A 25,779-nucleotide genomic window follows, 5' to 3' on the forward strand; every position below is an offset into this window, starting at 1 on the left:
CAAACTACCAGGACGCGTTGGCCGGGCTGGTGGACGGGAGTTTGTGAAATAGTACCCCCACGCTTTTCACTTCGTGTAGTGCGCTGCCCCCCGAGGGGGCCGCTGCGCCGGCAGTCCGGCAAAGCCGGTCCTGCGGCCCCTGCTTGGCCAGAGGAGATGCCACGGTTGTCAGCGCAGCGCTGACATGCTGCGCCTGCCTGAAGCTCTCACCACCGTTGTGCGCGATCGCCTGCAGGTCCGGACACCAGCAGAGCAACGGCGAAAAATCATTCACCTGCGGCTTGCGGATGCGGCTGTCCAGGCTGCCTTCGCGCTCGCAGGCGGCATACACGTCCCACAGGCCCAGCCCCCTGTCGAGCAACCATTCGCTACGTATTTTATAGCTATTAGTGCCGGTGGGCATTGCGCAAGAGGGCCAAATGGCTTGCAAAATTTTCCAGAACCGGTTTTGCGGATGGCCGTAGTATTGCTGCGCGGCCAGCGAGGCCACACCGGGAAAGCTGCCCAAGATCAGCAATCGGGTGTTGCCAGAGACCAGCGGCGCCAGGCCGGTCAGCACGGCATCAACCCCTGGAGCTTGGGAAAAGCCTGCAGCGCATTGGCCGTGGTGGCCCGGGCCAGCGCCTCAGGCGTCAAGCCGCGAAGCTGCGCCAGCACGCCGGCAATGCGTGGCAGTTCGGCCGGCTCGTTGCGCCCCTGGCCCTGCCCGTCCTCCCGCTGCGCTGCGGTGCGGTAGCGCCAGTGCGGCGGAATGTCGGGCGAATCGGTTTCCATCACCAGCGCCTCCAGCGGCAAGCGGCTGGCCAGGCGCCGGATTTGCAGCGCCGAGTCAAAGGTCACATTGCCACCAAAGCCGAGCTTCAGCCCCAGCTTGATGAATTCATTTGCCTGCTGCTCGCTGCCGTTGAAGGCGTGGCCAATGCCGCGCCAGCCGCCCCCGGGCTTGAGCTCGCGCAGGTGCTTGAGCAGCTTGTCGGCCGAGCGCCGAACATGCAGCATGACCGGCAGGCCGTGCTGGCGCGCCAGCTTGAGCTGCTCGCGGTAGAAAAATTCCTGGCGTTCGCGCATCAGGCTTTGCTTGAGCGCAGGCTCGAAATAATCCAGTCCGATTTCACCCACCGCCACCAGGCGTGGGTCGTCACGGCGAAGGCTTAACTCCGCATCCAGCGTCTGCAGGTCGGCCTCCTGCGCACCGGGCACGCACAGCGGGTGAATGCCCAGCGCATAGCTGTCGGAAAAACGATGCGCCAGCAGCCGGACCGCCTCGAAGTTGCCCACCGCCACGGCCGGCAAGATGCAATGCGCCACTCCTTGGGCTGAAGCGCGCGCGCGCACGTCGCCCAGGTCGGCTGAAAACTCGGCGGCGTCAAGATGGCAATGGGTGTCGATCCAGAAGGTCATGAAGGGGGTGGCGTCAAGCAAAAGGGGTTGGCCTGGTCTGGCATGTTGACATACAAATGAAACCAGCACTGGTGCAGCTTTTTCAAGATGAAATGCCGCATGCGTGATGGCGCTGCCGCGCAAGCCGGCACTTCATGAGACCAGTTGAAACAAACCGAAAGCGGTTGTTTCAACAAGCCCTTGGCGTGGCGTTCAGCATGTGCATCAAAGCAGAAATCATGATACGGTGCATTTCTTGTCCGCCGGTTTTTGACACAACCTCACAGGTGAACGGATGCGCAGGCATGCCCTCTACAGTAGCTCCCAACGCCAGCGTCCCGCGCCGGGGCCAGTGGGCACCGATGGCGCCGAGCCTGCGCCGCTGGAAGTCAAACGGCCCGAGCAGCCCGTCTCCAGCACCGCGCGCCTCATGCGGCATCTGTCCGCCCACAACATTCACCTGCTGTGGTCGGTGGTCGGGCTGCTGGCGCTACTGCTGGCGATCAGCCTGATTTCCTCGATGCAGCCTGGCGTCCGCAAGCTGACCCAGAAGGACATCAACGCCGCCGTGCTGAAAACCCTGGAAACGACCGTGCTTCCCTCTCCAGCGGTGAAGGCCTACGAGGCCATCATTCCGTCGGTGGTACGCGTGACCGGGCTGGGCAAGCCAACCAAGGACAAGGACGGCGACGAGCACACCGACCGCAGCGTTGGCACCGGCGTCGTCATCACGGACAAGGGCATCATCCTGACCAACCTGCATGTTGTGCAGGGTGCCCAAATCATCAAGCTCACCTTTGCCGACGGGCTGGAGTCCACCGCCAGCATCACCGGCGTGCAACCCGAGAACGACCTGGCGGTGCTGCAGGCGCACAAGATTCCCGACGACCTGATGGCGGCCACGCTGCGCTCGACGACGGACCTGGCGCCGGGTGACGGCGTGGTCGCCGTGGGTTATCCGTTTGGCATTGGCCCGTCGGCGTCCAGCGGCGTCATCTCGGGACTCAAGCGCACCTTTCGTTCGCCCGAGGGTGATCAGGCCATCACCAACCTGATCCAGTTCGATGCCGCCGCCAATCCCGGCAACTCGGGCGGCCCGCTGGTCACCATGGAAGGCGAGGTGATCGGCATCGTGACGGCCATCTACAACCCCAACGGGCAGCGCTCTTTTGTCGGCATCGGTTTTGCGGTGCCGATTGAAAATGCCGCCTCGGCCGCCGGCATGACTCCTTTTTGACGGGTTTTGAAAGGCTTTTTTCATGGATTCAAACAGTTTCGAGCATTCGGCCGCTGCCGGCCACGACACCGCGCAACTGATGGAGCAGATCCTCTACGAGGTCAAGCGCGTGGTGGTCGGGCAGGACCGGTTTCTGGAACGCGTTATGGTCGCCATCCTGGCGCAGGGACATTTGCTGGTCGAAGGCGTCCCGGGCCTGGCCAAGACCCTGACGATCAAGACGCTGGCCGAAACCATTCACGGCCAGTTCAAGCGCATCCAGTTCACCCCCGACCTGGTGCCGGCCGACCTGGTGGGCACGCGCATCTACAACCAGAAGACCGGCGATTTCAGCACCTCGCTGGGCCCGGTGTTCACCAACCTGCTGCTGGCCGACGAGATCAACCGCGCCCCGGCCAAGGTGCAGAGCGCCCTGCTGGAGGTGATGCAGGAGCGGCAGGTGACGATTGCCGGCATCACCCACAAGGTTCCCGCGCCATTCCTGGTCATGGCCACGCAAAACCCCATCGAGACCGAAGGCACCTACCCGCTGCCCGAGGCGCAGGTGGACCGCTTCATGATGAAGGTGATGGTGGACTACCCGAGCGACGAGGAAGAGTTCGTCATCGTCCAGCGCGTCACCGGCCCGGCGGTGGCGGTGTCGGCCGTGGCGACTACCCTGCAGCTGGCAGCGCTGCAGGCCGAGTGCCGGCGCGTCTATGTCGATCCGTCGCTGGTCCAGTACGCGGTGCGGCTGGTGTCGGCCACACGCAACCCTGGCAAGCATGGCCTGGAGGAGCTGGCCCGTTTCATCACCTATGGCGCCAGCCCGCGCGCCACCATCAACCTGACCGAAGGCGCTAGAGCCTTGGCCCTGCTGCGCGGCCGAAGCTATGCCCTGCCGGAAGACATGGCCGACCTGATTCCCGACGTGCTGCGCCACCGCCTGGTGCTGTCGTATGAAGCGCTGTCGGAAGGCTTTTCCGCCGACCGGATCGTGGACAAGATCATGGCCAGAATCCCGCAACCCGCCAAGCCGCTTGCGCATGAAAAACTCGCGGCTTGAGAGCCCCCACGCTCCGCCGCTGCGCGGGTCGCTGCCCCCCGGGGGGGCCGCCCCGCCTGCGGCCCGGCAAAGCCACTGGAACTGGCCCCCACGCTCCGCCGCTTCGCGGGTCGCTGCCCCCCGTGGGGGCCATCCCGCCTACGGCCCGGCAAAGCCGGTTCCGTGGCCGGGGCTTGGGCATTCTGGAAAATGCATTGATCCTGCGCAGCTGTTGAAGAATACCTCGGAAGACGCTCATGGTTAGGCTGTCATTGGCTTCGAAGCTGCCGGTGGCGCCAGTCCCTGCGCCGGCCGAAAGCGCTGACCATCTTTTGCGCCGGCTGGAGTGGACGGTGCTGCGCCGGCTCGACGGGCTGCTGCAGGGCGACTACCGCACGCTGCTGCGCGGCACCGGCATGGACTTGGCCGACCTGCGCGAATACCAGTTCCACGACGATGTGCGCCATATCGACTGGAATGTCACCGCCCGGTTGCAGCAGCCGCATGTGCGCGTGTTCACCGAGGACCGCGAGATGAGCGTCTGGTTTTTGCTTGACCTGAGCCCGTCGATGGATTTCGGCTCCAGCGATCAGCGCAAACGCCATGTGCTGACCGACTTCGTGGCCGTGCTGGCGCGCCTTTTGACGCGCCATGGCAACCGCGTCGGCGCCCTGCTTTACGGTTCGGGCGTTGATGCCGCGCTGCCGGCGCGCAGCGGCCGCCCTCATGTGCTGCACCTGCTGCACACCCTGCGCTCGCGGCCGGAAGCGCCCAGCGGGGGACCGACCCGCCTGCATGAACTGCTGGCGTCGGCGGCCAACCTGATACGCCGCCGTTCCACGGTGTTCGTGGTGTCCGATTTCATCACCGAAGCGGGTTGGGAAGCGCCGCTGGGGCAACTGGCCCAGCGACATGAAGTGGTGGCAGTGCGCCTGCTCGACCCGCTGGAACTGGAACTGCCCGACCTGGGCCTGATCCCGATCACAGACGCCGAAACCGGTGAACAGTTGCTGGTCGACACCCATGATGCCGGCTTTCGCAAACGCTTTGCGCGCATTGCCGCCCAGCGCGAAGCCGACCTGCGCCAGGCGCTGGGGAATGCGGGCGTGGACACGCTGGAACTTTCGACCGACGACGACCTGGCCAGCGCCATCATGCGTTTTACCGACCTGCGCAAACAACGCAGTCGCCTGTCCGGCGCCCATGCTGCGGCAGGCCGGCTGCCGGCTCATCTGGCCCGTGCAGGCTGAACTGCGTGGAGACACCACCATGACACTTCCCATGACTTTTCTCTGGCCCCAGTTTTTGTGGTTGCTGCTCGCCCTTCCGCTGCTGGTCGCCGTTTACCTATGGCTGCTGGGCCGGAAGAAAAAAATGGCGCTGCGCTATGCCAGCCTGTCCATCGTGCGGGAAGCCATGGGAAAGGGCCAGGGCTTTCGCCGGCACATCCCGCCATTGCTGTTCCTGCTGTCGCTGGCCGCCATGCTGGTGGCGTCGTCGCGCCCGTTCGCCGTGGTCACGCTGCCGTCGCAAAATGAAACCATCATCCTGGCGATGGACGTGTCAGGCAGCATGCGGGCAACCGACGTGCAGCCCAACCGGCTGGTGGCGTCGCAAAATGCCGCCAAGGCCTTCCTGGCCAACCTGCCGCGCAGCGTGCGGGTCGGCGTGGTGGCCTTCGCCGGCACCGCTGCCGTGGTACAACCGCCCACCCTGAGCCGCGAGGACCTGACGGCGGCAATTGACAAGTTCCAGCTGCAGCGCGGAACGGCCATCGGCAACGGCATCATCGTGTCGCTCGCCGAATTGTTTCCTGACGCGGGCATTGACCTGGAATCGCTTGAAACCGGCCGGGACCGCAAGCGCGGCCTGTCGCTCGACCAGGCCGGGAAGGACGACGCCAGCGGCAAGAAACCGTTCACGCCGGTCGCGCCAGGCTCCTACAACTCGGCCGCCATCATCCTGCTGACCGATGGCCAGCGCACCACCGGTGTCGATTCGCTCGACGCGGCCAAGGCAGCGGCAGACCGGGGCGTGCGGGTCTACACCGTGGGCGTCGGCACGGTCGTTGGCGAGACCATCGGATTTGAAGGCTGGTCGATGCGCGTGAAGCTCGACGAGGAAACCCTCAAGGGCATTGCCCGCGCCACCCAGGCCGAATACTTCTATGCGGGCACGGCTGGAGACCTGAAAAAGGTCTACCAGACGCTCAGTTCCCGGTTGACGGTGCAGAAAAAGGAAACCGAGATTTCCGGGCTGCTGGCATTGGCCGCCGCCCTCCTGGGATTGCTGTCGGCCAGCCTGTCGCTGCTCTGGTTCAACCGAATCCTCTGACACCCTGCAAGCCGGGCTCAACAGGCAGTTTTTACGAAAAATAAGCCTTTCGCGCATTACTGGCGTGCGAAAGCAGCTATGTTTTCAATAGCATTTCACTTTTTTGCCGATTTCCGCTTCTTGGGCGCTGCCGCCTTGGGCATCAGCGCATCCGTCCAGGCCTTGGTGGCCTGACGGGTGTTCTTGGCCGCTTCGCGCTTGACGGCGGCCGTGGCCTGGGCCCGGGCCGATCCGGCGATCTTGTTGGCGCCACTGAGAAACATGCTCATAAACGGATTTTTCATGACAGCCACTCCTTTAAAAAAATGGACTCTTTGCACATTGGCCAATCCACTGGCCTTCACCTTCAATAGAACAATTCGGCCAGATCGACGGTGGAATGCTTGCCAATCTCGCCGTGATTCGCTTCCAGCCAGGCCTTGGCCCGCTGGCGCCCCAGATTTTTCAGCAGTTCAAAAAATCCCATGTTGGCCGCGAGCTTGGTTTCGGTCTTGAACCCATTCATTTGCTCCGGCGCATCGATCACATGGAAATTCAGGCGGACCAGGCGCCGCTCCATCCGTCCGATGGGAAAAAACGATTCGCTGGCGTAGTCACGCGCATGGGCAAACATGCGCATTTCCCGCAAAAAGGTTGAATTGAACGCCAGTTCAAGCACCCGGTCCTTGATTTCATGGACGCTGTGCGGCGTGTGCTTGTATTTCAGCGGCGTGAGCAGCACCATCAGAATGTCACGGCTCTTGCATTCGTAGACCAGCGGATAAACCGCCGGATTGGCCGCATAGCCTCCGTCCCAGTAGGGCTCGCCTTCAATCATGACCGGGCGGGCCATCTGCGGCAGGCAGGCCGAGGCCAAAATCGCGTCGGCGCTGATTTCTGGCGTGCGGAACAGCCGCACCTTGCCTGAATTGGCGTGGGTCGCGGCAATGTAGAGCTTGACCGGACTTTCGCGTCGGAGACGTTCGAAATCAACCTGCGCCAGCAAGATCTTGCGCAGCGGATTGACATCGAAGGGATTGAGCTGGTGCGGCGAAAAGTAATGGGCAAACTGCAACATCATCTTGAAAGCCGGCACCAGGCTGACATCCTGGCCATTTTTGGACGGCATGGCAATTTCAAACGGCAGGCTGCCGGCCACCTGGGTCCAGAACGCCTGCAGCGCGGATTGTGCGCCCTCACGGCCGCCGGTCATCAGGCCCTGCGCCAAAACGATCGCATTCATGGCGCCGGCGCTGGTGCCGCTGACCCCCTCGAAGTCGGTTCGGCCGTCTTCCAGCAACTGGTCGAGAACGCCCCAGGTGAAGGCGCCGTGTGCGCCGCCGCCCTGCAGAGCCAGGTTGATGGTTTGCTGGCTGCGTCTTCCAAAAAGCAAAGTGTCTCCTGTCGGTGCTTGCGCGATACGCCCGAAGTTCAGGTGCGTGCGACTATGTTGCAGTGCAGCATAGCATTGCAGACGGGGAGGCACTGCGTCAGGAATTGTCCTGAAAGTCGGACAGGCAAGCACCCGGCAGCGCTGCGCACACGGGTTCAGGCGATGACATGGCATTCGCGCCGCAGCAGCGCCAGCGCATCCTTGCGCGCATAGGTCGAATCGCTTTGCAGCGTGGCACCGGCCTCTTCGACAAAGTCGTCCCAGAGTTGCAGGTACGCGTCCTGGTGCTGCGCAGGCGCATGGCAGGCAATGTACTGGGTGGCCAGATCGGGACTGAAACCCGGCGCAGTGCCTGGCTTTTGCATCTTGCGCACCAGCGCGGCAGCGGCTTTTTCGGTCAGGACGGTTTTGGGTACGGCACCGGCCGCCACACACACCAGCAGGGTCAGCAGCGAGCCGTCGTCGCAGTTGCCGCCCGTCACCTTGTCCCAGGCGAGGGAAACCGACTGTTCGTGGTAGTGCATCTCGCTGGCGATGTCTTCCACCCAGAAATAGCGGCCGAGCAGCGGCGCATGGTGGTGTTCGCTGTCATTGGCAAACAGCGCCCGGGCGGTCAGGGCGCTGTCGAGGATTTGCGGCAGGTCGCCCAGCACGGACTGGCGCACGGCCTGCACCACGTCCCGGAATTCATCGGGCAAGTCCTGCGGTATCGTGACGGACAGCGTCTGCGCCCGGGCGCTGGCGGCCTTTTGGGTCTTGGCGTCGCTGCGCGCCCTGGCGGCCTGGTATTTCTTGCGCAGGTCGGCCACCAACTTTTCAAACTCGACCCAGTCGGGCATTTCAGTGCGCCGGGTGGCCAGTGCCAGCAAGGCGCTGCGGATCACCGCTTCGGCATGGGTGTGCGCCTCTTCCAGCGCCTCTATGTCCAGGCCAAGTTGTTCGGCCAGCCAGACAGCGGCGTCTTTTTCCTGCTGAATGGGCTGGCGCCGGGCCAGCTCGGCCTGGTAATCGGCCAGGCTTTTCAGCGACCACTCGGCCAGCCCTTTCGGCGGACCACCAGCCTCGGCGCCGCTGTCCAGGCTGGCATGAAAACCGGTGCTTTCGGGTAGCGCGAGCAGGGCGCGGAGCATGTCCGATCCGGCCTTGGAGCGCGACATGAAGGAATGGTCGCGCAGCAACTCGGCAGCCTGCCGCAGGTCGCCGCCGCTGGTGCTTTCGAGGGACAGGCTCACCAGGTTGACGATGCGGTCCCTGGCCTTTTCAATATCCGGACGCAGGAACTCGTTGCCGAAATAGCGCGCAATCTGCACCATGCCCTTGGGCGCGTCAAGACGGATAGCCTCCAGTTTTTGCGGGTCGAGGATGCCGTTTTGCACGCCGAACTGCAGCGCTTTTTCAAAGAACGGACGCGCATCGTAGAGGGAAACCGACGCGGGGGAAGCTGGGGCAGCAGGAGCGGAAGGGTTCATCGTCATGGTGAAGGCGTGCTGTTTTGACGGCGCCCGCGTCAGATGGCCGATTCCTCGTCCGAGTCGCGTGCAGCCGGCGTGGCCTGGCCCCTATCGGTGTCGCCGGTCTCGACCTTGCCATCGTCCTCGTCGTCCAGCGACTCGTCGTCCTCGGCCCCCAGGTCATGGGCGCGTGCCTTGGCCCGCAGCACGGTCAGCATCTCGATGAACAGGTCCGGGTTCTGGTAGCGCAGCAGCCAGGCCAGTTCCATCCAGTCGTGGTCGGCCACCTCGTCCTGCTCGACCTGCGGGCGTTCATAGCTTCTGGCCTGCAGGTCGGCCTTGGAAATTAGTTCGCCGGTGTCTTTCATCGCGTCGAAGCTGCCGTTGCAGGCAAAGGCCTCGATGCGGTCCCATTTCTCGGTGAAGTAGTCGGCCAGCGCCTCGCTGCCGCCTTCGAGGTCGCCGATGGCATTGATGAATTCCAGCGGATCGGCATCCTCGCGGAAGATGATGGCGTTCATCATGCCGCGCAGGTGGGTGCGCGTCAGGTCCTTGTATTGCTTTTCAATCACCACGGCGCGCGCGAACTGCTCGGGCGTGACCAGCAGGTTGACGATGGATTCCCTGGAGTTGTCGTACTCGCGGATCACCGCCAGAATGTCCTTGGGCGGCAGCATGTCGAGCACCACCATCAGCGCAGCATCGCCTTCGGCATCGGCCAGTTCGACCAACGCGGACTCGGCGCCGACGATGTCGCCGGCGGCAATGAGTTGCTGGGTTTTTTCAATCAGGGCAAGGTGGTTCATACGGGTTAGGGTGTGTTTTTCAGGAAGTCGATGCGTCAGTCTTTGCGCTCAAAGCCCTGCCCTTCGAGCCAGCTGGCGCCAGCCTCTTCGCGGTCACGGGCGTCACCGCGCACTTCGTCGCTTTCGTGGTCGTTGAAATCGTCCTGTTCATCGGTGTCGCCGTCATCGCCGTCACTGTCTTCGTCACAGTCGTCGCCGCCCTGCCCGGCGAATGCCGCGTCCGACTTGTCCGCCAGGTAATGCAGGCCCGCCGCCAGCGTCATGAACCACTCGCCGGCCGGTGCCTGCAGGATGATTTGAGACAGGTCGCGCGCCCACGGCGTCAGCTCGATGCCACCGCACACGCTGGCCCACTCGGGGAATTCATCGGCTTCATGGCTGAGCAAGTGCTCCATCACCGCAGGCTCGGTGAAGCGCAGGCCCTGGTGAAAAACCACCGCCACCATTTCGGGGCTGAGTTCCATCATTTGCACCAGAAAGCCGATTTCCTTGCGCTTTTCGGCGAGCCGCTGGCGCAGCACGTCGCGCCCGTCGGAGTCAAACGTCAGGTCGTCCATTTCAGCGCGGTAGGCCGAGCGCAGGTTGCGAAAAAACGGGGAAATAGTCATGGTGCGGGTAGTTTTCACAGCAGGGAATTGAAATAGTTGTGCCAGATGTCCTGCGCCGTCTCCAGCGGACTGTCGAGCAGGTTGCGCCGGCGGTTGTCGTCGTAGGCTTGGCGCCGGTCGGGATCGGACAGCACTTCGTAGGCCTGCTGCACCGCCCGAAAGCGCGCGGCGGCATGCGGTGCCGCATTTTTATCCGGATGCCAGTAGGACGCTTTCTGCCGAAACGACTTTTTGATGTCGGCCAGCGTCGCTGCGCTGCTGAGCCCAAGGGTGGTGTAGTGTTCCGTCATGCGTGGGGTGATTTCGTCCTGGGACTGGAAGCGGCGGACTGGCGGTGCCTGCTGCCATGACCTTGCGGCTGAAGGTTCCACCGCAATGCGCGAAGCCGGTGATTATGCTTGAGGCGCAGCATGACAGCAGGAATGCGGCGGGACGCCAGCGGTTCAGAAAGGTCAAACCCGTGAGCAGACCCCTGCCAGCCATGGCACCGCTCTGCGCTTGAATTGCAAAGGTTATGTAAAGCCAGTCAACTGCATCCGGATGCGCTTCGTTAACAGACCAGATGCAACAAAAACGCTGCATCAATTGACTTTAACTAAAGGCTCACCATGAACAAGTTACTCGCTTCCCTGATCGCCGGTCTGTTTGTATCGGGTGCATTTGCCCAGGCACCTGCCGCGCCCGTGGTTACGCCCGCTACGCCTGCTGTCGTGAAAGCAGAAGCCAAGGCTGACCAAGCCACGGCCAAGGCTGTCAAATCTGAAGCCAAAGTGGATGCCAAGGCTGACGCCAAGGTTGAAAAGGCCGAAGTGAAATCTGGCAATGTCAAGGCCGAAGCACACGCAGAGTCCACCGACACCAAGGCAAAAGCCCATGCCAAGGTTGCCAAGGCCGAGCCCAAAGACAAGGTAGCGGCACAAGCCAAGGCCGAAAAAGTCGATGCCAAGGCCGATGCCAAAGCTGACAAGGCCATCGTCAATGCCACCGCCAAGACCGACAAGGTCAAGGTTGACGCCAAGGCTGACAAGGTCAATGCCGCATCGGCCACTACCGCCGTGAAAGCCGAAGGCAAGGCTGATGTGAAAGCTGCTACCGTCAAGTAAGCGGTTCTTGCACTCTCGAAAAAGACAGGCATGGCCTGTCTTTTTTCATGGCCGTTCGCTTTTGCCAGCGCCGGCCATGAAGACTTTCAGACTCACCCCGCGTCCGACAACTTTCCCAGCACCAGCCGCAACTGCCGCCCGCAGCGCGCCGCCAGCGCCTCGTCATGCGTCACCATGACAAAGGCCGTGCCATGCTCGCGGGCGAGCTTGATCATCAGCTGAAACACGCCGTCGGCAGTCGAGCGGTCGAGGTTGCCGGTGGGCTCATCGGCCAATACGCAGGCCGGCTGCGTCACCAGAGCGCGGGCAATGGCGACGCGCTGGCGTTCGCCGCCTGACAGCTCGGACGGGCGATGGTGGATACGGTCTTGCAACCCGACGCTGGCGAGCATCCGGCTGGCAACTTCCGATGCTTGGGCGCGGTCCTGGCGCCGAATCCACAGCGGCATGGCGACGTTGTCCAGCGCGCTGAATTCGGGCAGCAAATGGTGGAACTGATAGACAAACCCCAGGTGCCGGTTGCGCAGCTCGCCCTGCTGGGCAGGCGACAGGCTGGAAAGGACTTGGCCCTTCAGTTCGACCTGCCCGCTGGTGGGCGCATCCAGCCCGCCCATCAGGTGCAGCAGCGTGCTTTTGCCCGAACCCGAGGTGCCGACGATGGCCAGCGTCTCGCCGCGATGCACCTGCAGGTCCACGCCCTGCAGCACCGTCACGTCGAGCCGGCCTTCGGAGAAGCGCTTGGTCAGGCCGCTGGCGCGCAGCACGACTTCGCCCCGGGGCTGTTGGGGCACGGATGCGGGGAGGCCCTCACCCCTGCCCTCTCCCAAAGGGAGAGGGAGCAAATCGGAGTCGGACCCAATATTTTGCGAAGTGGCGCCCTCGGAAATCGTCGAACTGTTTGAACCAGTCAGCATAGGAGCAGCATCTTTCATAACTTCAGGCAAGGCACACGCCTGCCCCGTTCGTTCAAGTTTCGACCACGAATCTGGCTTTCCAAGTACGCAGACGATACGCAAATCCCAACCCCTTCGGAGGAATCACACGCCTGCCCCCGCTCATCCAGGTTCCGGCCGCAGGACCGGCTTTGCCGGACTGCAGGCGGGGCGGCCCCCTCGGGGGGCAGCGAACCACACGCAGTGGGGAGCGTGGGGGCACGATCACTCATAGCGCAAGGCCTCCGCCGGGTTCACGCGGCTGGCGCGCCAGCTGGGATAGATGGTGGCCAGGAAAGCCAGAATCAGCGAGATGACGACGATCGGCATGATGTCGCTGTACTGCGGCTCGCTGGGCATGCGGCTGATCAGGTAGATGTCCTTGGGCAAAAAACTGGCGTTCAGCAGCCGCTCCAGCGCCGGCACGATCACATCGATATTTACGGCAATGCCCAGGCCCAGCAGCAGGCCTGACAGCGTGCCGATCACGCCGACCATGGAGCCCTGCACCATGAACACGCCCATGATGCTTTTCGGGCTGGCGCCCAGCGTGCGCAAGATGGCGATGTCGGCACGCTTGTCGGTCACCGTCATCACCAAGGTGCTGACCAGGTTGAAAGCTGCCACCGCGACGATCAGCGTCAAGATGATGAACATCATGCGTTTTTCCAGTTCCACAGCAGCAAACCAGGTCTTGTTCTGCTGCGTCCAGTCGCGGATCAGCAGGTCGCCGCTCAAGGTTTTAGACAGCTGCAGCGCCACTTGCCGCGCCTGGTGCAAGTCTTTCAGCTTGATGCGGATGCCGGTCGGCCCTTCAAGCCGGAAAATCCGGGCCGCATCATCCTGGTGCATCATGACCAGCGCCGAATCGTATTCAAAATGGCCGGAATCAAACGTGCCGGCCACCGTCATCTGCTTCAGGCGCGGCACGACGCCGGCCGGCGTGACCTGCCCGCTGGGCGCGATCAGGGTCACGCTGTCGCCTTCGCGCACGCCCATGGCACGCGCCAGTTCACCGCCCAGCACGACGCCGAACTCGCCGCTGACGAGCTTGGGAAACGAGGTTTTTTCCAGTTCCACGGCCAGGTCGGTCACCTGGCCCTCCAGCAGCGGGTCAATGCCCCGGACCAAAGTGCCTTTCATGTCCTCGCCGCGCGCCAGCAGTGCCTGGGCCGCTATGAACGTTGCAGCGCCGACGACATTCGGATTGGCGCGTATCTCGGCCAGGGTTTTCTGCGGATCGACCAGCGCGCCGCCCCCCGGCGCGAACACCTCGATGTGCGAGATCACGCCCAGCATGCGGTCGCGCACTTCCTTCTGGAAACCGTTCATCACGCTGAGCACAATGATCAGCGCCGCCACGCCCAGCGCAATGCCGAGCATCGAAACGCCCGAAATAAAGGAAATAAAACCGTTTCGCCGGGTGGCGCGACCGGCGCGGGTGTAACGCCAGCCCAGAATCAGCTCATAGGGGATTTGCATGGGAGGGATTGTGGCATCCCGGACAATAGGCCGATGCGCCCCAATTTGACCCCCCATTTGTTGATTCCCTTTGCCGCCTGCAGCGCCGAAGCCTGGCTGCCCACGCTGCAATCGCTGCCGCCGGACGGCTTCAAGCGCCTTGGCCAGCTGCTGCAAGGCATGAAGCTCGTGCAGACCGACACCCAGGTTGCCGAATCGTTCTCGCCGCCGCATGAGCGCGCCTTGGCCCGCGCCCTGGGCCTGGCCACGCGGGACACTGCCGATGGCCTGTTGCCCTGGGCCGCCAGCAAGGCCATGGAAGAGCTACAGGCCGGCCTTGAGAAGGCCTGGGCCTGGATCACGCCATGCCACTGGGCCATGGGACACCTGCATGCGACGCTGAGCGACCCGGCGCTGCTCGATCTGCAGGAGGATGAATCGCGCCGCCTGCTGGCGCTGATGCAGCCTTATTTTGAAACCGACGGCATCACACTGCATTATTTGGCGCCTGGGCGCTGGCTGGCCGAAGGGGAATTGTTTCGCGGCCTGCCAACGGCCTCGATGGACCGGGTGCTGGCGCGCAATGTGGACGCCTGGTTGCCAAACACGAAGAACGCCGCGCCCTTGCGTCGTTTGCAAAATGAAATGCAGATGCTGCTTTACACGCATCCGTCCAATGACGAGCGCGCGGCGCGGCGCCAGTTGCCGGTGAATTCGTTCTGGATCAGCGGCACGGGGGATTTGCCGTCAGCCGAACTCGGGGAGGCCCTCACCCCGGACATCTTCCAGAGGGAGAGGGAGAAAATCAGCGTCCCGCGCAGCCTGGCCGAGGCGGTTTTCCGTGAAGACTGGGCCGGCTATGCCCAAGCCTGGGCCACGCTGGAGGCGGGTGACATGGCCGCGCTGCTGGCCCGGCAGCAGCGCGGCGAGTCGGTGCGGCTGACCTTGTGCGGCGAAAGCAGCGCCCAGACCTTCGAGACGCAACGCGCCGGCCTGCGGACCAGAATTTCAAACTTTTTTAGCTCTTTGCGCCCGCTGGATATACTTAAGAAGCTATGAAAATAATAGCAATCAACACCCCTTCAGGTACCACACCATGAAAATCCAGGTACGCGACGTGCCCCCGCGCAGCGTCTGGGCGCTGCAGCAGGCCGGCATCCATCCCTTGTTGGCGCAGCTGTATGCAGCGCGCGGCGTCCGCGGACCCGACGAACTCGACGACGGGCTGGCCCGGCTGCTGCCGCCGTCCTCGCTCAAGGGCACGCAGGAAGCCGCCCGGCTGCTGGCCGATGCCATGGCCGCCGGACAACGCATCTGCGTGGTCGCCGACTATGACTGCGACGGCGCCACCGCCTGCGCCGTGGCACTGCGCGGGCTCAAGCTCCTGGGCGCCCATCACGTCAGCTACCTGGTGCCTGACCGCATCGTGGACGGCTACGGCCTGACCGCGCCGATTGCCGAGCGGGTGAAAGCCACCGGCGCCGAGGTGCTGGTGACGGTGGACAACGGCATTGCCAGCATCGACGGCGTGGCGCGCGCCAGAGCGCTGGGCCTGCAGGTGCTGGTGACCGACCACCATTTGCCCGCACTGTTCAACGAGCACATCGCCCTGCCCGAGGCCGACGTGATCGTCAACCCGAACCAGCCCGGCTGCACCTTTGAAAGCAAATCCATCGCCGGCGTGGGCGTGATGTTTTACGTGCTGCTGGCGCTGCGCGCCGAACTGCGCACGCGCGGCGTGTTTGACGCGGCCCACCAGCCCAAGCTCGACACGTTGCTGCCACTGGTGGCGCTGGGCACGGTGGCCGATGTGGTGAAGCTGGATGCCAACAACCGGCGGCTGGTGGCGCAGGGGCTGAAGCGCATCCGCGCTGGCGCGCTGCCCGCCGGCATTGCCAGCCTGTTCAAGGCTGCCGGTCGCCAGGCGCCCACGGCGACGACCTTCGACTTCGGCTTTGCGCTCGGCCCGCGCATCAATGCCGCCGGCCGCCTCGCCGACATGACGCTGGGCATCGAATGCCTGCTGACCGACGACCCCGCACGGGCCGATGAGCTGGCGCAGATGCTCGACGGCATCAACCGCGAACGCCGCAACATCGAGTCCGGCATGCGCGAGCAGGCGCAACTGGCGGCCGACGCGATGATCGACGAGGACGAGGAGCCGCCGCCGGCGATTGCGATTTTCGACCCGGACTTCCACGAAGGCGTGGTCGGCATCGTCGCCTCGCGCATCAAGGACCGGCTGCACCGGCCGACCTTTGTGTTTGCCGCCAGCCAGGCGCCGGGCAAGGAACATGAACTCAAGGGCTCGGGCCGCTCGATTCCGGGCTTTCACTTGCGCGATGCGCTGGACCTGGTCGCCAAGCGCCATCCTGGCGTGCTGCTGCGCTTTGGTGGTCACGCCATGGCGGCCGGCTGCACGATTGCCGAGGAGCATTTCGAGCAGTTTGAATTCGGCCTGCAACAGGTTGCCCGTGAATGGCTGGACGCCGCCACGCTGACGCGGCGCCTGGACACCGACGGCCCGCTGGCGCCCGAGTACCGGCGTGCCGACCTGGTCGACACGCTGCACAAGGAAGTCTGGGGCCAGGGCTTTGCCGCGCCAACCTTCAGCGAGGAGGTCGAGGTGGTGTCGCAGCGGCTGGTGGGGGAGGACAAGCATTTGTCCTTGAAGCTCAAGCACCAGGGAGAGCCGGTGGACGGCATCTGGTTCGGCCATACCGAAACGCTTCCGGCGCGCGTCACGCTGGCGTTCCGGCTTGATACCAACGAGTGGAAGGGCATCCGGCGCGTGCAGTTTCTCATCGAAGCAGCGGAAATCCAGCCGCCGAAGCCGTAGGGAATTTGTCCGACGGTTTTTCAGTCGGGCTGCCTACAGGCGCAAACCTGTCCGGTGGCCATGATCGGTGTTCACAAGGAGCCCGTCCCGGAGCCTCCAGCGTCCCAGAGAGGAAATCATGAACACCATCATTTACATCGTAGGCCTTGTTGTCATCATCGGCGTTGTCCTGTCTTATTTTGGCCTGCGCTGAAACCAAAAAAAAGCATTTTCAGGGACTGCTATCGATTAAATAGCTACTTGCGCATGCCTGACGAGCGCAATCAGCTATTTTTCATTTAAAACATCAGCGACACAACCCGGCCATGCGTTCCCGAGGGCCGCAGGCACCGGACTTTGCGGTTGCAGTGACGGCGCACAGCCAAGACACTTCGCCAACTCCGTTTTTAACTTGTCCGAATACTGCCATTTTGCGGCCAGCAGCGGCAGGATCGGGGCCGGCTGCCAACATCAGGGATATGCAGTTGACCTGACCGCGTTCCTGCAGCACCCCGAATTTGGTCCAGAACCGGTTGACGCAATCCTTGATGAACTGGTTTCTTTGCGGGTCGGCAAAATTGGTGGTGACCAAGTACGAGTCCACCACCCACGAGGGCAACTCGCTGACCGCAATATTGAGCAGCAGATGAATGGCCTTTTGAATCGGCGTCTTCCGGTGGTCCTGCAGCACCTTCGCCGCGCCAGGGTGCGTCGCATCGAATTGCAGCAGGTTGAAGTTGCGCGGCATGTTTTTTCCAGCAGGCTCGGCCGCTGACCGCCGACCAGCACCATCACGTCGAATTTCGGCTAGGCCTTGTAGTCTCGTCCTGCCCGGACAGCCAACCGAAAATCCATCATGACGCCCGCGCCCGCCACGCTCTGACCTGGAACAGGTGCTGCCTTCGCTGGCCAACCTGCAGCCAGCCATTGCGCCCGTCAGTGTGCCGGCCGGGACGGCCCTGTTCACTGAAAACACGCCCTGCCAGGGCCTTGCGCTGGTACTCGAAGGCGAGATCAAGGTTTCGCGCGGTTCAGGCAATGGCCGTTCGCTCGAGCTGTACCGGGTGGTGCCCGGCGAGTTGTGCCTGGTGTCGTCGGCTTGCCTGTTTGGCACCCAGCCACTGTGTCGGCGCACGGCGTGACGACCCGGCCCAGCACGCGCCTCTTGATTCCGCCCGACGTGTTCAAGCGCTGGATGGAAACGCCGGCCTTTCGAAACGAGGTGCTGGGGCTGTTCGCCGAACCCATGGCCGACCTGGCCAGCCTGATCGACGCCATGGCCTTTCAGCGGCTGGCCGCCGAGCTGGGCACGGTGCGCGAAATCGCCTCTCGCCTGCTGCTGCGCCGCTTCGGGCAGAAAGGCTGGTCAGCCTGTCACGCGAGTGCATCCATATTGGCGACAGTGCCGCGCCGCGCGCCGTGGTCGCCATCTGCCCGCGTGCACCTGAACCACGCGACCGCACGCACGGGCGCTGTGTGACACAGGTCACAGACCGGGGGCGGGGAAAGGCATCCAATTCAAGCCATCAACCACTTTATTTGAGGGGAAACAGCCATGAAATCCAACGTCGGCACCATTGACCGCATCCTTCGCATCGCCATCGGCCTGGCGCTGATCGGCCTGGCCGTGAGCGGCTCCATCGGCGTGTGGGGCTGGCTGGGCCTGATGCCGCTGGCGGCCGGCCTTGTCGGCTGGTGCCCGCCCTATGCCCGCTTCGGCTGGAATACCTGCCCGGTGAAAAAAAACTGACCACTCGGACACCGCATCGCATAAACGGCCTTTGAAGAGGCCGTTTTCAATGGGCTGGCCCGCGCGCTGACTGCTGGCGCAGTGGACATTGCGCCAGCAGCACCCGTCAAGCCATTCCTTTTGCTTGAAGCACCGTGAAGAAAGCACGCAGCCCGGCGGCGGCGCCTCATAAAGCCTAAAATTAAGGCGTGAACCCCCAAAATATCCTGAACGCCGACCTGCATTGCCACTCTGTCGTGTCCGATGGCACCTTGAGCCCCGAAGCACTTGCAACGCGCGCCAAATCCAACGGTGTCGAGTTGTGGGCGCTGACCGACCATGACGAAATCGGCGGCCAGCACCGGGCCGCCGCCGCTGCCAGGGCGCAAGGCATGGCCTACCTGAGCGGCACCGAGATTTCCGTCACTTTTGCTGGCGAGACGGTTCACATCGTCGGCCTGGGCTTTGATCCTGACGATGCGCAACTCAGGCAGGGGCTGCACAACACCCGGGGTGGCCGCGAGCAGCGCGCGAAGGAAATGTCGGACTCGCTGGCAAAGGTCGGCATTCAGGGGGCTTTTGAAGGCGCGCTGAAATTCGTCGGCAACCCCGAGCTCATTTCCCGCACCCACTTCGCCCGCCATCTGGTGGAATCCGGCGTCTGCAAGGAGACCCATGAGGTCTTTCGCAAATACCTGACCGAAGGCAAGCCCGGCTACGTGCCGCACCGCTGGGCCACCCTGAAGGATGCCGTCACCTGGATCACGCAGGCGCAAGGCCTTGCGGTGATTGCACATCCGGGCCGCTACAACTTTTCAGCCAATGCCGAATATGCGCTGTTCACCGAGTTCAAGGCGCATGGCGGGCGCGGCGTGGAAGTCGTCACCGGCAGCCATTCCAGGCAGGAATTCATCAAGTATGCCGAAACCGCCAAGGAATTCGGCCTGGCGGCCTCGCGTGGCAGTGACTTTCACAGCCCCGACGAAAGCCATACCGACCTGGGCACGCTGCCCTTCCTCCCGGGCGACCTGACGCCGGTGTGGGCGCTGCTGGCAGACCGCATCCAGGCATGAGTGGCGCGAGCAAAACACCTCCCAACACGCTGGCGGGGATTGCACTTTTGGTGGCGGCCGTGGCCTGCTTTGCCGTGCTGGACACCACCACCAAGATCATCTCCCTGAGCGTTCCGGTGCTGATGGCGCTGTGGTTTCGCTACGCCTTTCAGGCGATTGCCACCACCGTGTCCATGCTGCCTTCGCGCGGCTGGAGCCTGCTGCGCACCGCCCATCCGAAGTTCCAGTGCCTGCGCGGCTTGCTGCTGCTGGCGACCAGCACTTTTGCTTTTTTCAGCCTCAAGCACATGCCGGTGGGGGAATTCACGGCCATCGTCATGATCACGCCGCTGGTCATCACGCTGCTGGCATCGCTGACGCTGGGTGAGCGGGTTTCCGTGCTGCGCTGGGCGCTGGTGATTGGCGGCTTCGTGGGCACGCTCATCATCATCCGGCCAGGCGGAAATCAATTCAGCTGGGCCATGCTGCTGCCACTGGGCCTGGTGATTTCCCATGCCTGGTTTCAAATCCTGACCAGCCGGTTGGCGCGCACCGAAGACCCGGTCACCATGCATTTCTACACCGGCTGGGTCGGCACGCTGCTGGCCTCGCTGGCCTTGCCCTTTGTCTGGACATCGCTGGATTCATGGGCGCTCTGGGCTGGCCTGGCGCTGATGGGCTTGATGGGCACCGTTGGTCACTTCATGATGATCCTGGCCTATGCGCGCGCACCGGTGTCCACCCTGACGCCTTTTCTGTATGCCCAGATCGGCTTTGCCATGCTGGGTGGCTGGCTGGCTTTTTACCATGTGCCGGACGAGCTGTCGCTGCTGGGCATGGGCATGATCGCCGTGTGCGGCGCCACGGGCGCATGGCTGGCCGTGCGCGAAAGCCGTGTCCTCATCCAAGCCACCGAATCCTGAAAGAAATCTGTCATGGCCCAGTTGTTTGAAGTCCATCCCGACAACCCGCCGGCACGCCTGCTCAAGCAGGCCGTTGCCCTGATCCAGCGCGGCGGCATTGTCGCTGTGCCGACCGATTCCAGCTATGCGCTGGTCTGCCAGCTCGATGACAAGGCAGCGTCCGACAGCCTGCGCCGCATTCGCGGGGTGGATGACAAGCACCACCTCACGCTGCTGTGCCGCGACCTGAGCGAACTGTCCAACTATGCGCGGGTCGACAACAAGCAGTTCCGCCTGATCAAGGGCGCCACCCCCGGCCCCTACACCTTCATCCTGGAAGCCAGCAAGGAAGTGCCGCGCCGCCTGAGCCATCCGTCGCGCAAGACCATCGGCCTGCGTGTTCCCGACCACAAGGCGCTGCAAGCCCTGCTGGAGCTGCATGGCGGCGCACTGCTGGCCACGACCCTGATTCCGCGCGGCGAAACCGAAGCCATCAGCGACCCCCAGGACATCACCGGCCCGCTGGAGCGCGAACTCGCCGCTGTGATCGACGCCGGCGCCTGCTACAAGGAAGCCACCACCGTGATCGACCTGACGCCCATGGCCGACGGCGGCGACCCGGTGGTGATCCGGCAGGGACGAGGCGAGCTGGCACTGCTCGGGCTGTGAGGCACGGCCAACGGAGCGTCTGACACAATCAGGCCATGGACATTGCCAACCTGATTCAAACTGTCACCCTTTACGCCCTTCCCGTGCTGTTCGCCATCACGATCCATGAAGCAGCCCACGGCTACGCGGCGCGCCATTTTGGCGACAACACCGCTTACGCGCAGGGCCGCATCACGCTGAACCCGCTCAAGCACATCGACCCGGTAGGCACGATCCTGATGCCGCTGATGCTGTACTTCGCCACCTCGGGCGCTTTTTTGTTTGGCTACGCCAAGCCGGTTCCGGTGAATTTCGGCGCCCTGCGCAACCCCAAGCGCCACATGGTCTGGGTGGCGCTGGCCGGTCCGGCATCGAACTTTGCGCAGGCCATTTTCTGGGCCTTGTTGCTGGTGGGGCTGGTTGGCATGGGTGTTCAGGAGCCCTTTTTCGTCAAGATGGCGCAGGCCGGCATCCTGGTCAACCTGGTGATGTGGGCCTTCAACCTGTTCCCGCTGCCGCCGCTGGACGGTGGCCGCATCCTGGTCGGCCTGCTGCCCTGGAAGCAGGCACAGATGGTCTCGCGCCTTGAACCCTGGGGCTTCTTCATCGTGATGGGCCTGGTGCTGGTCGGTGTCGTTGGCGCCTTCTGGCTGCGTCCGCTCATGACCCTGGGCTACGCCCTGATCAACACGCTGATTTCTCCGCTGGCCTTCCTGCTGCGCTGATTTTTTCATCTCCACTTTCTGCATGACCTCCACTTCTTCCGCACCGCTCCAACGCTTCCTGACCGGCATCACCACCACCGGAACGCCGCACCTGGGCAACTTTGTCGGCTCGATACGCCCTTCGGTAGCGGCCAGCCGACTGCCCGGCGTGCAGAGCTTTTATTTTCTGGCCGACTACCATGCCTTGATCAAATGCGGCGACCCGGCGCGCATCCAGCGCTCGACACTGGAAATTGCCGCCAGCTGGCTGGCCGCCGGGCTGGACCCGGAACGCGTGATGTTCTACCGCCAGTCCGACATTCCGGAAATCACCGAACTTACCTGGCTGCTGACCTGCGTCACGGGCAAGGGCGTGCTGAACCGCGCCCATGCCTACAAGGCCTCGGTGGACAAGAACGAAGCGGCCAACAACGACCCGGATGCCGATGTCACGGCGGGCTTGTTCATGTACCCGGTGCTGATGGGCGCCGACATCCTGCTGTTCAAGGCACACCAGGTGCCGGTCGGGCGCGACCAGATCCAGCACATTGAAATGGCGCGCGACATGGCGCAGCGCTTCAACCACCTGTACGGCGAACACCTGGTGTTGCCCGAAGCGGCCATCGAGGAATCCGTCGCCCTGCTGCCCGGCCTGGACGGGCGCAAGATGAGCAAGAGCTACGACAACACGATCCCGCTGTTCACGCCGCCCGACCCCTTGCGCAAGCTGATCGCTGGCATCGTCACCGACTCTCGCGCGCCCGGCGAAGCCAAGGACACCGAAGGCTCGGCCCTGTTCCAGATCTACCAGGCCTTTGCCGGCGAAAGCGAAACCGCTGCGTTGCGCCAGGCCTATGCCGACGGCATTGGCTGGGGCGATGCCAAGCAGATGCTGTTCGAGCGCATCGACCGGGAAGTCGCCCCGATGCGCGAGCGTTATCAGAACCTGATCGCCAACCCGCAGGAAATCGAAAAGCTGCTGCAAGCCGGTGCGGCAAAGGCACGGGCGGTGGCGGCACCGTTCATGGGCGAATTGCGGCGCGCCGTGGGCCTGCGCAACCTGGGTTCTTCCGCCCCGGCGGCCAGCAAAAGCAAGGCAGCCAAAAAAACTGCCCCGGCATTCAAGCAATACCGCGAAAAAGACGGCCGGTTCTACTTCAAGCTGCTCGATGCCGATGCGCGCCTGCTGCTGCAAAGCCGTGGGTTTGATGCGCCCAAAGCGGCGGCGCTTGTCATTTCCACCCTGCAAAAACAGGGTTCAGCCGCGTTGGCCGGACTGCACGACCTGCTGGAAACCGCCCCAGGGATTGGCCAGGACGAACTCGACACTGCACTGGCCTTCTTCAGCGATTCACAAGCCTGACGCGCACACCCGTCAGGATAAACGTGAAAAGGCCGGTTAAAAAACCGGCCTTTTCGCTGGAGCTTGGAAAACTGACTGCTACGCGGTTGCGTTGACCCACCGGTGACGTTCAGCATCAAACAAGACTTCGGCGCCATCGCAACCTGCCCAAGCGGCTGTCGATTTGGTAGCAAAAAGCAGTGATATGCCATGAATTCCCCGATGGCACGCCCATGTGGTTTCGCGCTGGAAGCCTGGGCCCAAGAAGGTACGCATGGCCAAGGTTGGGCACGCCGGGAAGGGTTTTTACCGAATTTTCAGGCCAGTCGTCGGCTATTGGACAAAAAGCCAATGAAAAGTGGACCGGCACGGCCGCTTTGCAGCGCACGTCATTTCTGCCGCCAAAGCCCCTAGATTTTGTCGATCTTGTCTTTAACGGTTTCCTTTGCGTCGCCCATCTTCTTCTGGGTCTTGCCTTCGGCCTGCTTGGCCATGCCTTTGGCTTGCTGTTCAGTGCTGCCCGTCATCTCGCCCGCCTTGGACTGCACCTTGCCTGCGGCATCCTTTGCAGCGCCCTTGACTTGATCCTTGTTCATGGCGAAATCCTTTTTCAAGTTGATGAAGTGTTCAGGCTAATAGCCCTTGTCAGTCCAGAAAACAGGGGTTTGGCGCAAAACGGCGTGGGCAGGTTCCTACAGACAGGGGCTGCGAAAAAATCATCGCTTCTCAAAGCCTTTACTTGTCAGCACGGACCAGCGATAAAAATAAGATTATTTTTTCGTATACGATATAACAAATACCAAAATCGGCTGTTGATGCTTCCCTGGTTCACCGAATCCCATGCCGACCGCCTGGTCGATGTCCGCGACACCTCGCTGGCCAAGCTGGTGCGCGACGACATGCTCGCGCTCATTCTCAAAGGCGAACTGGTGCCTGGCCAGCGCATCAACGAGCCTGACGTCGCCAGCCGGCTCAAGGTGTCGCGCGTGCCGGTGCGCGAGGCGCTGCGCGAACTGGAGAGCTCCGGGCTGGTCGTGTCGCGCAAGCATTCGGGCGTTTTTGTGCGCCAGTTGCAGGCCGCTGACATTCGTGACCTTTACCAGATGCGTGGCCTGCTCGACGGCTTTGCCGGACGCTGCGCGGCCAGCTTGGCGGACCGCGAGCGCCAGGCGCTGGTGGCGCTGCTGGGCCAGTCGGTCGACGCCATGCTGAAAGCTGCCGGCCGGCACGACGTGCAGGGCTACTACGGTGAAAACCTGCACTTTCACTGGGCCATCGTTGCGTCGGCGGGCAACGGCCAGTTGCTTGAGACCTACCGCAGCATCGTGCAAAAGCTGCACCTGTCGCGCCTGAAGAACCTGTCGCAAGACCTGGGCATGCAGGCGTCGATGGCCGAGCATGTCGAGATCGTGCAGGCGATCCAGGCCAGCGACCCGCTGCGTTGCGAAGCCCTGATGGCCCGGCACGTGGGCGGCGCTTATGCGCGGCTGCTGGACGCCGCCCCGCCGCCCCTGGAAGCCGCCCGGCCCCTGCCGGCATGAACTCCTGAATAAAAAGCAGCCCGAAGACCGGCTCCAAGCCGGCAGCGGCGTCCACCCCCCCTATCCGTCCATCGATTGCTGGAGACAACCCCATGAAACGACGCACCCTGCTGCAGGCAGCCCCTGCACTGATCTATGCCCCCGGCCTGGCCTTTGCCCAGACGCCCTACCCGAGCAAGCCGATTCGCTACATCGTCCCGGTGTCGGCGGGCGGCGGCAGCGACATGGTCGGGCGCACCCTGACCGAGCGCTGGGGCAGCCTGCTCAAGCAGTCCTTCATCGTTGACAACCAGGGCGGTGGCGGCGGCGTGATTGCCGCCCAGACCACGACGCGCGCGGCGCCCGACGGCTACACGCTGATGCAGGGCTATGTGGCGACGCACGGCACCAGCCCGGCCACGCGCAAGCTGCCCTATGACGCCATCAAGGATTTCACCGCCATCGGCATGATCGGCGCGACGCCCAACGTGCTGGTGGTCAACGCCAGCCTGCCGGTCAAGACGGTGCGCGAATTCATCGAGTATGTGAAGAAGAACCCGGGCCGCGTCAGCTACGGCTCGGCGGGCCAGGGCTCGCTGACGCACCTGACGATGGAGTTGTTCAAGCAGCAGATCGATTCCTTCATGGTGCACATCCCTTACCGCGGCATCGCACCGGCCTTTACCGACCTGATCGGCGGGCAGACGCAGGCCATGTTTCCGGGCCTCGCCGCCGCCATTCCGCACATCCGCTCGGGCCGGGTGCGCCCGCTGGCCGTCACCGGCTTGACGCGCCACCCGCAGTTCAAGGACCTGCCGACGCTGGACGAGTCGGGCTTCAAGGGTTTCGATGCGCAGCAGTGGTACGGCGTCGTGGGGCCGGCGGGCATGCCCGCGCCCATCGTGAAGCAGCTGAATGAAACGCTGGCCACCGTGCTCAGGGCGCACGACCTGCGCGAGAAGCTGGCCGTCGAGGCGATCGAGCCGATCGTGATGTCGCCCGAGGAATTTTCGGCTTTCATCAAGACCGACATTGCCCGCTGGACCAAGCTCGCCAAGGAACGCAAGATCGCGCTGGACAGCTGAAATTCAGTGACTGCGCAGCATCGCCCGTGACACATGGCCTCGAGTCCGCATGGCTCCTTCCCCTTCTGGGGGAAGGCTGGGATGTGGGCCGGCGGGCGTGTAATTCATCACAAAAAATCGTCGTCGGGGAGCCCTCACCCCAGCCCTCTCCCAGAGGGAGAGGGAGGAAGACGGGACTGCATCCAACAAACCAGTAGCGAGGATTTTCAAGAAGATAAGCCTCATTACGCATACTCCAATTGCATAGCCAGCTATATCTTTTATAGCAAAT

General features: G+C 63.2%; 29 protein-coding genes. 17 read left to right on the plus strand and 12 right to left on the minus strand.

The genetic code is table 11. From position 1 onward, the window contains the following. Positions 1 to 4: 4 nt before the first annotated feature. Both IWX85_RS11015 and IWX85_RS11020 read right to left on the minus strand, forming a co-directional pair. Positions 5 to 559, minus strand: coding sequence for a DNA-deoxyinosine glycosylase (locus IWX85_RS11015; RefSeq protein ID WP_196869753.1), 555 nt, complete (start codon positions 557 to 559; stop codon positions 5 to 7). Continuing rightward, positions 553 to 1,401, minus strand: a complete 849-nt coding sequence (locus tag IWX85_RS11020) for a TatD family hydrolase (RefSeq protein ID WP_196869777.1) — start codon at positions 1,399 to 1,401, stop codon at positions 553 to 555. The genes IWX85_RS11015 and IWX85_RS11020 overlap by 7 nt, the downstream gene beginning before the upstream one ends. 274 nt (positions 1,402 to 1,675) lie before the next feature. Between IWX85_RS11020 and IWX85_RS11025 the strand changes: the two genes are divergently transcribed. The 4 genes from IWX85_RS11025 to IWX85_RS11040 all read left to right on the plus strand — a co-directional run bounded on the left by IWX85_RS11025 (position 1,676) and on the right by IWX85_RS11040 (position 5,975). Beyond that, positions 1,676 to 2,617 (plus strand): S1C family serine protease, encoded by a 942-nt coding sequence (locus IWX85_RS11025; RefSeq protein ID WP_036805357.1) that lies wholly within the window; start codon positions 1,676 to 1,678, stop codon positions 2,615 to 2,617. Positions 2,618 to 2,639: 22 nt separating this feature from the next. Continuing rightward, a complete protein-coding gene (locus IWX85_RS11030) occupies positions 2,640 to 3,662 on the plus strand; it encodes a MoxR family ATPase (RefSeq protein WP_036805359.1) in 1,023 nt (340 codons plus the stop codon). A 236-nt stretch (positions 3,663 to 3,898) separates the two neighbouring features. Next, entirely contained in the window at positions 3,899 to 4,891 is a 993-nt protein-coding gene (locus IWX85_RS11035; RefSeq protein ID WP_196869754.1) for a DUF58 domain-containing protein, read from the plus strand. 31 nt (positions 4,892 to 4,922) lie between these two features. Further along, on the plus strand, positions 4,923 to 5,975 hold the full coding sequence (locus tag IWX85_RS11040) for a VWA domain-containing protein (protein ID WP_036812389.1): 1,053 nt from the start codon (positions 4,923 to 4,925) through the stop codon (positions 5,973 to 5,975). A 95-nt stretch (positions 5,976 to 6,070) separates the two neighbouring features. On the opposite strand, the gene IWX85_RS11045 is transcribed toward IWX85_RS11040, so the two are convergent. The 6 genes from IWX85_RS11045 to IWX85_RS11070 all read right to left on the minus strand — a co-directional run bounded on the left by IWX85_RS11045 (position 6,071) and on the right by IWX85_RS11070 (position 10,502). Continuing rightward, complete coding sequence (locus IWX85_RS11045; RefSeq protein WP_036805363.1) at positions 6,071 to 6,259, minus strand: hypothetical protein; 189 nt, start codon at positions 6,257 to 6,259, stop codon at positions 6,071 to 6,073. A gap of 62 nt (positions 6,260 to 6,321) precedes the next feature. Beyond that, the gene (locus IWX85_RS11050) at positions 6,322 to 7,347 is read right to left on the minus strand and encodes a patatin-like phospholipase family protein (RefSeq protein WP_231379686.1); all 1,026 of its coding nucleotides are present in this window, start codon (positions 7,345 to 7,347) and stop codon (positions 6,322 to 6,324) included. Positions 7,348 to 7,502: 155 nt separating this feature from the next. Then, positions 7,503 to 8,822 carry a hypothetical protein gene (locus IWX85_RS11055; RefSeq protein WP_196869755.1) on the minus strand — a complete coding sequence of 440 codons (1,320 nt, stop codon included), beginning with the start codon at positions 8,820 to 8,822 and terminating at the stop codon, positions 7,503 to 7,505. A 32-nt stretch (positions 8,823 to 8,854) separates the two neighbouring features. Then, complete coding sequence (locus IWX85_RS11060; RefSeq protein ID WP_036805380.1) at positions 8,855 to 9,604, minus strand: hypothetical protein; 750 nt, start codon at positions 9,602 to 9,604, stop codon at positions 8,855 to 8,857. Positions 9,605 to 9,639: 35 nt separating this feature from the next. Continuing rightward, a complete protein-coding gene (locus IWX85_RS11065; RefSeq protein WP_370584263.1) occupies positions 9,640 to 10,230 on the minus strand; it encodes a hypothetical protein in 591 nt (196 codons plus the stop codon). Continuing rightward, positions 10,227 to 10,502, minus strand: coding sequence for a DnaJ domain-containing protein (locus IWX85_RS11070; protein ID WP_036805385.1), 276 nt, complete (start codon positions 10,500 to 10,502; stop codon positions 10,227 to 10,229). Before IWX85_RS11070 ends, IWX85_RS11065 begins: the two co-directional genes overlap by 4 nt. 318 nt (positions 10,503 to 10,820) lie before the next feature. On the opposite strand from IWX85_RS11070, the gene IWX85_RS11075 reads away from it, so the two are divergent. Beyond that, a complete protein-coding gene (locus IWX85_RS11075; RefSeq protein ID WP_036805388.1) occupies positions 10,821 to 11,315 on the plus strand; it encodes a hypothetical protein in 495 nt (164 codons plus the stop codon). Positions 11,316 to 11,407: 92 nt separating this feature from the next. Here the strand turns inward: IWX85_RS11075 and lolD are convergent, their stop codons facing one another. After that, positions 11,408 to 12,106 (minus strand): lipoprotein-releasing ABC transporter ATP-binding protein LolD, encoded by a 699-nt coding sequence (lolD, locus tag IWX85_RS11080; protein WP_036805392.1) that lies wholly within the window; start codon positions 12,104 to 12,106, stop codon positions 11,408 to 11,410. Between the two features lie 366 nt (positions 12,107 to 12,472). Further along, positions 12,473 to 13,729, minus strand: coding sequence for a lipoprotein-releasing ABC transporter permease subunit (locus tag IWX85_RS11085; protein ID WP_196869756.1), 1,257 nt, complete (start codon positions 13,727 to 13,729; stop codon positions 12,473 to 12,475). Between the two features lie 33 nt (positions 13,730 to 13,762). Between IWX85_RS11085 and IWX85_RS11090 the strand changes: the two genes are divergently transcribed. Beyond that, positions 13,763 to 14,767 carry a hypothetical protein gene (locus IWX85_RS11090; RefSeq protein WP_196869757.1) on the plus strand — a complete coding sequence of 335 codons (1,005 nt, stop codon included), beginning with the start codon at positions 13,763 to 13,765 and terminating at the stop codon, positions 14,765 to 14,767. A gap of 37 nt (positions 14,768 to 14,804) precedes the next feature. Next, positions 14,805 to 16,547, plus strand: a complete 1,743-nt coding sequence (recJ, locus tag IWX85_RS11095; protein ID WP_196869758.1) for a single-stranded-DNA-specific exonuclease RecJ — start codon at positions 14,805 to 14,807, stop codon at positions 16,545 to 16,547. Between the two features lie 286 nt (positions 16,548 to 16,833). On the opposite strand, the gene IWX85_RS11100 is transcribed toward recJ, so the two are convergent. Continuing rightward, complete coding sequence (locus IWX85_RS11100; protein WP_196869759.1) at positions 16,834 to 17,274, minus strand: hypothetical protein; 441 nt, start codon at positions 17,272 to 17,274, stop codon at positions 16,834 to 16,836. Positions 17,275 to 17,419: 145 nt separating this feature from the next. Between IWX85_RS11100 and IWX85_RS20450 the strand changes: the two genes are divergently transcribed. The 8 genes from IWX85_RS20450 to IWX85_RS11135 all read left to right on the plus strand — a co-directional run bounded on the left by IWX85_RS20450 (position 17,420) and on the right by IWX85_RS11135 (position 22,924). Then, a complete protein-coding gene (locus IWX85_RS20450; protein WP_370584264.1) occupies positions 17,420 to 17,668 on the plus strand; it encodes a cyclic nucleotide-binding domain-containing protein in 249 nt (82 codons plus the stop codon). Next, positions 17,665 to 18,006 (plus strand): hypothetical protein, encoded by a 342-nt coding sequence (locus tag IWX85_RS20455; protein WP_231379687.1) that lies wholly within the window; start codon positions 17,665 to 17,667, stop codon positions 18,004 to 18,006. The genes IWX85_RS20450 and IWX85_RS20455 overlap by 4 nt, the downstream gene beginning before the upstream one ends. Before the next feature lie 75 nt (positions 18,007 to 18,081). Then, positions 18,082 to 18,276, plus strand: a complete 195-nt coding sequence (locus IWX85_RS11110; RefSeq protein ID WP_196869760.1) for a DUF2892 domain-containing protein — start codon at positions 18,082 to 18,084, stop codon at positions 18,274 to 18,276. A 188-nt stretch (positions 18,277 to 18,464) separates the two neighbouring features. Further along, the gene (locus IWX85_RS11115) at positions 18,465 to 19,328 is read left to right on the plus strand and encodes a 3',5'-nucleoside bisphosphate phosphatase (RefSeq protein ID WP_196869761.1); all 864 of its coding nucleotides are present in this window, start codon (positions 18,465 to 18,467) and stop codon (positions 19,326 to 19,328) included. Next, a complete protein-coding gene (locus IWX85_RS11120) occupies positions 19,325 to 20,230 on the plus strand; it encodes a DMT family transporter (protein ID WP_036805410.1) in 906 nt (301 codons plus the stop codon). The genes IWX85_RS11115 and IWX85_RS11120 overlap by 4 nt, the downstream gene beginning before the upstream one ends. A gap of 12 nt (positions 20,231 to 20,242) precedes the next feature. Beyond that, positions 20,243 to 20,878, plus strand: coding sequence for an L-threonylcarbamoyladenylate synthase (locus IWX85_RS11125; protein WP_196869762.1), 636 nt, complete (start codon positions 20,243 to 20,245; stop codon positions 20,876 to 20,878). Between the two features lie 35 nt (positions 20,879 to 20,913). Beyond that, positions 20,914 to 21,582 carry a site-2 protease family protein gene (locus tag IWX85_RS11130; RefSeq protein WP_036805415.1) on the plus strand — a complete coding sequence of 223 codons (669 nt, stop codon included), beginning with the start codon at positions 20,914 to 20,916 and terminating at the stop codon, positions 21,580 to 21,582. Positions 21,583 to 21,604: 22 nt separating this feature from the next. Continuing rightward, positions 21,605 to 22,924 carry a tryptophan--tRNA ligase gene (locus IWX85_RS11135; RefSeq protein ID WP_196869763.1) on the plus strand — a complete coding sequence of 440 codons (1,320 nt, stop codon included), beginning with the start codon at positions 21,605 to 21,607 and terminating at the stop codon, positions 22,922 to 22,924. A 389-nt stretch (positions 22,925 to 23,313) separates the two neighbouring features. On the opposite strand, the gene IWX85_RS11140 is transcribed toward IWX85_RS11135, so the two are convergent. Continuing rightward, positions 23,314 to 23,499: a CsbD family protein gene (locus IWX85_RS11140; RefSeq protein WP_036812391.1), complete on the minus strand. Its 186-nt coding sequence runs from the start codon at positions 23,497 to 23,499 to the stop codon at positions 23,314 to 23,316. Between the two features lie 219 nt (positions 23,500 to 23,718). On the opposite strand from IWX85_RS11140, the gene IWX85_RS11145 reads away from it, so the two are divergent. Further along, complete coding sequence (locus IWX85_RS11145; RefSeq protein WP_196869780.1) at positions 23,719 to 24,444, plus strand: GntR family transcriptional regulator; 726 nt, start codon at positions 23,719 to 23,721, stop codon at positions 24,442 to 24,444. Positions 24,445 to 24,536: 92 nt separating this feature from the next. Next, positions 24,537 to 25,508: a tripartite tricarboxylate transporter substrate binding protein gene (locus tag IWX85_RS11150; RefSeq protein WP_196869764.1), complete on the plus strand. Its 972-nt coding sequence runs from the start codon at positions 24,537 to 24,539 to the stop codon at positions 25,506 to 25,508. Positions 25,509 to 25,779 lie beyond the last annotated feature (271 nt).

It is taken from the genome of Polaromonas sp. CG_9.11, from assembly GCF_015752225.1.
Lineage (GTDB): Bacteria > Pseudomonadota > Gammaproteobacteria > Burkholderiales > Burkholderiaceae_C > Polaromonas.

What these genes read in the sequence shown, in the direction of transcription:
- IWX85_RS11020 (WP_196869777.1), bottom strand. Translation starts at nt 1,401, where the DNA reads ATGACCTTCTGGATCGACACCCATTGCCATCTTGACGCCGCCGAGTTT.
- IWX85_RS11025 (WP_036805357.1), top strand. Translation starts at nt 1,676, where the DNA reads ATGCGCAGGCATGCCCTCTACAGTAGCTCCCAACGCCAGCGTCCCGCG.
- IWX85_RS11030 (WP_036805359.1), top strand. Translation starts at nt 2,640, where the DNA reads ATGGATTCAAACAGTTTCGAGCATTCGGCCGCTGCCGGCCACGACACC.
- IWX85_RS11035 (WP_196869754.1), top strand. Translation starts at nt 3,899, where the DNA reads ATGGTTAGGCTGTCATTGGCTTCGAAGCTGCCGGTGGCGCCAGTCCCT.
- IWX85_RS11040 (WP_036812389.1), top strand. Translation starts at nt 4,923, where the DNA reads ATGACTTTTCTCTGGCCCCAGTTTTTGTGGTTGCTGCTCGCCCTTCCG.
- IWX85_RS11045 (WP_036805363.1), bottom strand. Translation starts at nt 6,259, where the DNA reads ATGAAAAATCCGTTTATGAGCATGTTTCTCAGTGGCGCCAACAAGATC.
- IWX85_RS11055 (WP_196869755.1), bottom strand. Translation starts at nt 8,822, where the DNA reads ATGACGATGAACCCTTCCGCTCCTGCTGCCCCAGCTTCCCCCGCGTCG.
- IWX85_RS11060 (WP_036805380.1), bottom strand. Translation starts at nt 9,604, where the DNA reads ATGAACCACCTTGCCCTGATTGAAAAAACCCAGCAACTCATTGCCGCC.
- IWX85_RS11070 (WP_036805385.1), bottom strand. Translation starts at nt 10,502, where the DNA reads ATGACGGAACACTACACCACCCTTGGGCTCAGCAGCGCAGCGACGCTG.
- IWX85_RS11075 (WP_036805388.1), top strand. Translation starts at nt 10,821, where the DNA reads ATGAACAAGTTACTCGCTTCCCTGATCGCCGGTCTGTTTGTATCGGGT.
- IWX85_RS11085 (WP_196869756.1), bottom strand. Translation starts at nt 13,729, where the DNA reads ATGCAAATCCCCTATGAGCTGATTCTGGGCTGGCGTTACACCCGCGCC.
- IWX85_RS11090 (WP_196869757.1), top strand. Translation starts at nt 13,763, where the DNA reads ATGCGCCCCAATTTGACCCCCCATTTGTTGATTCCCTTTGCCGCCTGC.
- recJ (WP_196869758.1), top strand. Translation starts at nt 14,805, where the DNA reads ATGAAAATCCAGGTACGCGACGTGCCCCCGCGCAGCGTCTGGGCGCTG.
- IWX85_RS11100 (WP_196869759.1), bottom strand. Translation starts at nt 17,274, where the DNA reads ATGCCGCGCAACTTCAACCTGCTGCAATTCGATGCGACGCACCCTGGC.
- IWX85_RS11110 (WP_196869760.1), top strand. Translation starts at nt 18,082, where the DNA reads ATGAAATCCAACGTCGGCACCATTGACCGCATCCTTCGCATCGCCATC.
- IWX85_RS11120 (WP_036805410.1), top strand. Translation starts at nt 19,325, where the DNA reads ATGAGTGGCGCGAGCAAAACACCTCCCAACACGCTGGCGGGGATTGCA.
- IWX85_RS11125 (WP_196869762.1), top strand. Translation starts at nt 20,243, where the DNA reads ATGGCCCAGTTGTTTGAAGTCCATCCCGACAACCCGCCGGCACGCCTG.
- IWX85_RS11130 (WP_036805415.1), top strand. Translation starts at nt 20,914, where the DNA reads ATGGACATTGCCAACCTGATTCAAACTGTCACCCTTTACGCCCTTCCC.
- IWX85_RS11135 (WP_196869763.1), top strand. Translation starts at nt 21,605, where the DNA reads ATGACCTCCACTTCTTCCGCACCGCTCCAACGCTTCCTGACCGGCATC.
- IWX85_RS11140 (WP_036812391.1), bottom strand. Translation starts at nt 23,499, where the DNA reads ATGAACAAGGATCAAGTCAAGGGCGCTGCAAAGGATGCCGCAGGCAAG.
- IWX85_RS11145 (WP_196869780.1), top strand. Translation starts at nt 23,719, where the DNA reads ATGCTTCCCTGGTTCACCGAATCCCATGCCGACCGCCTGGTCGATGTC.
- IWX85_RS11150 (WP_196869764.1), top strand. Translation starts at nt 24,537, where the DNA reads ATGAAACGACGCACCCTGCTGCAGGCAGCCCCTGCACTGATCTATGCC.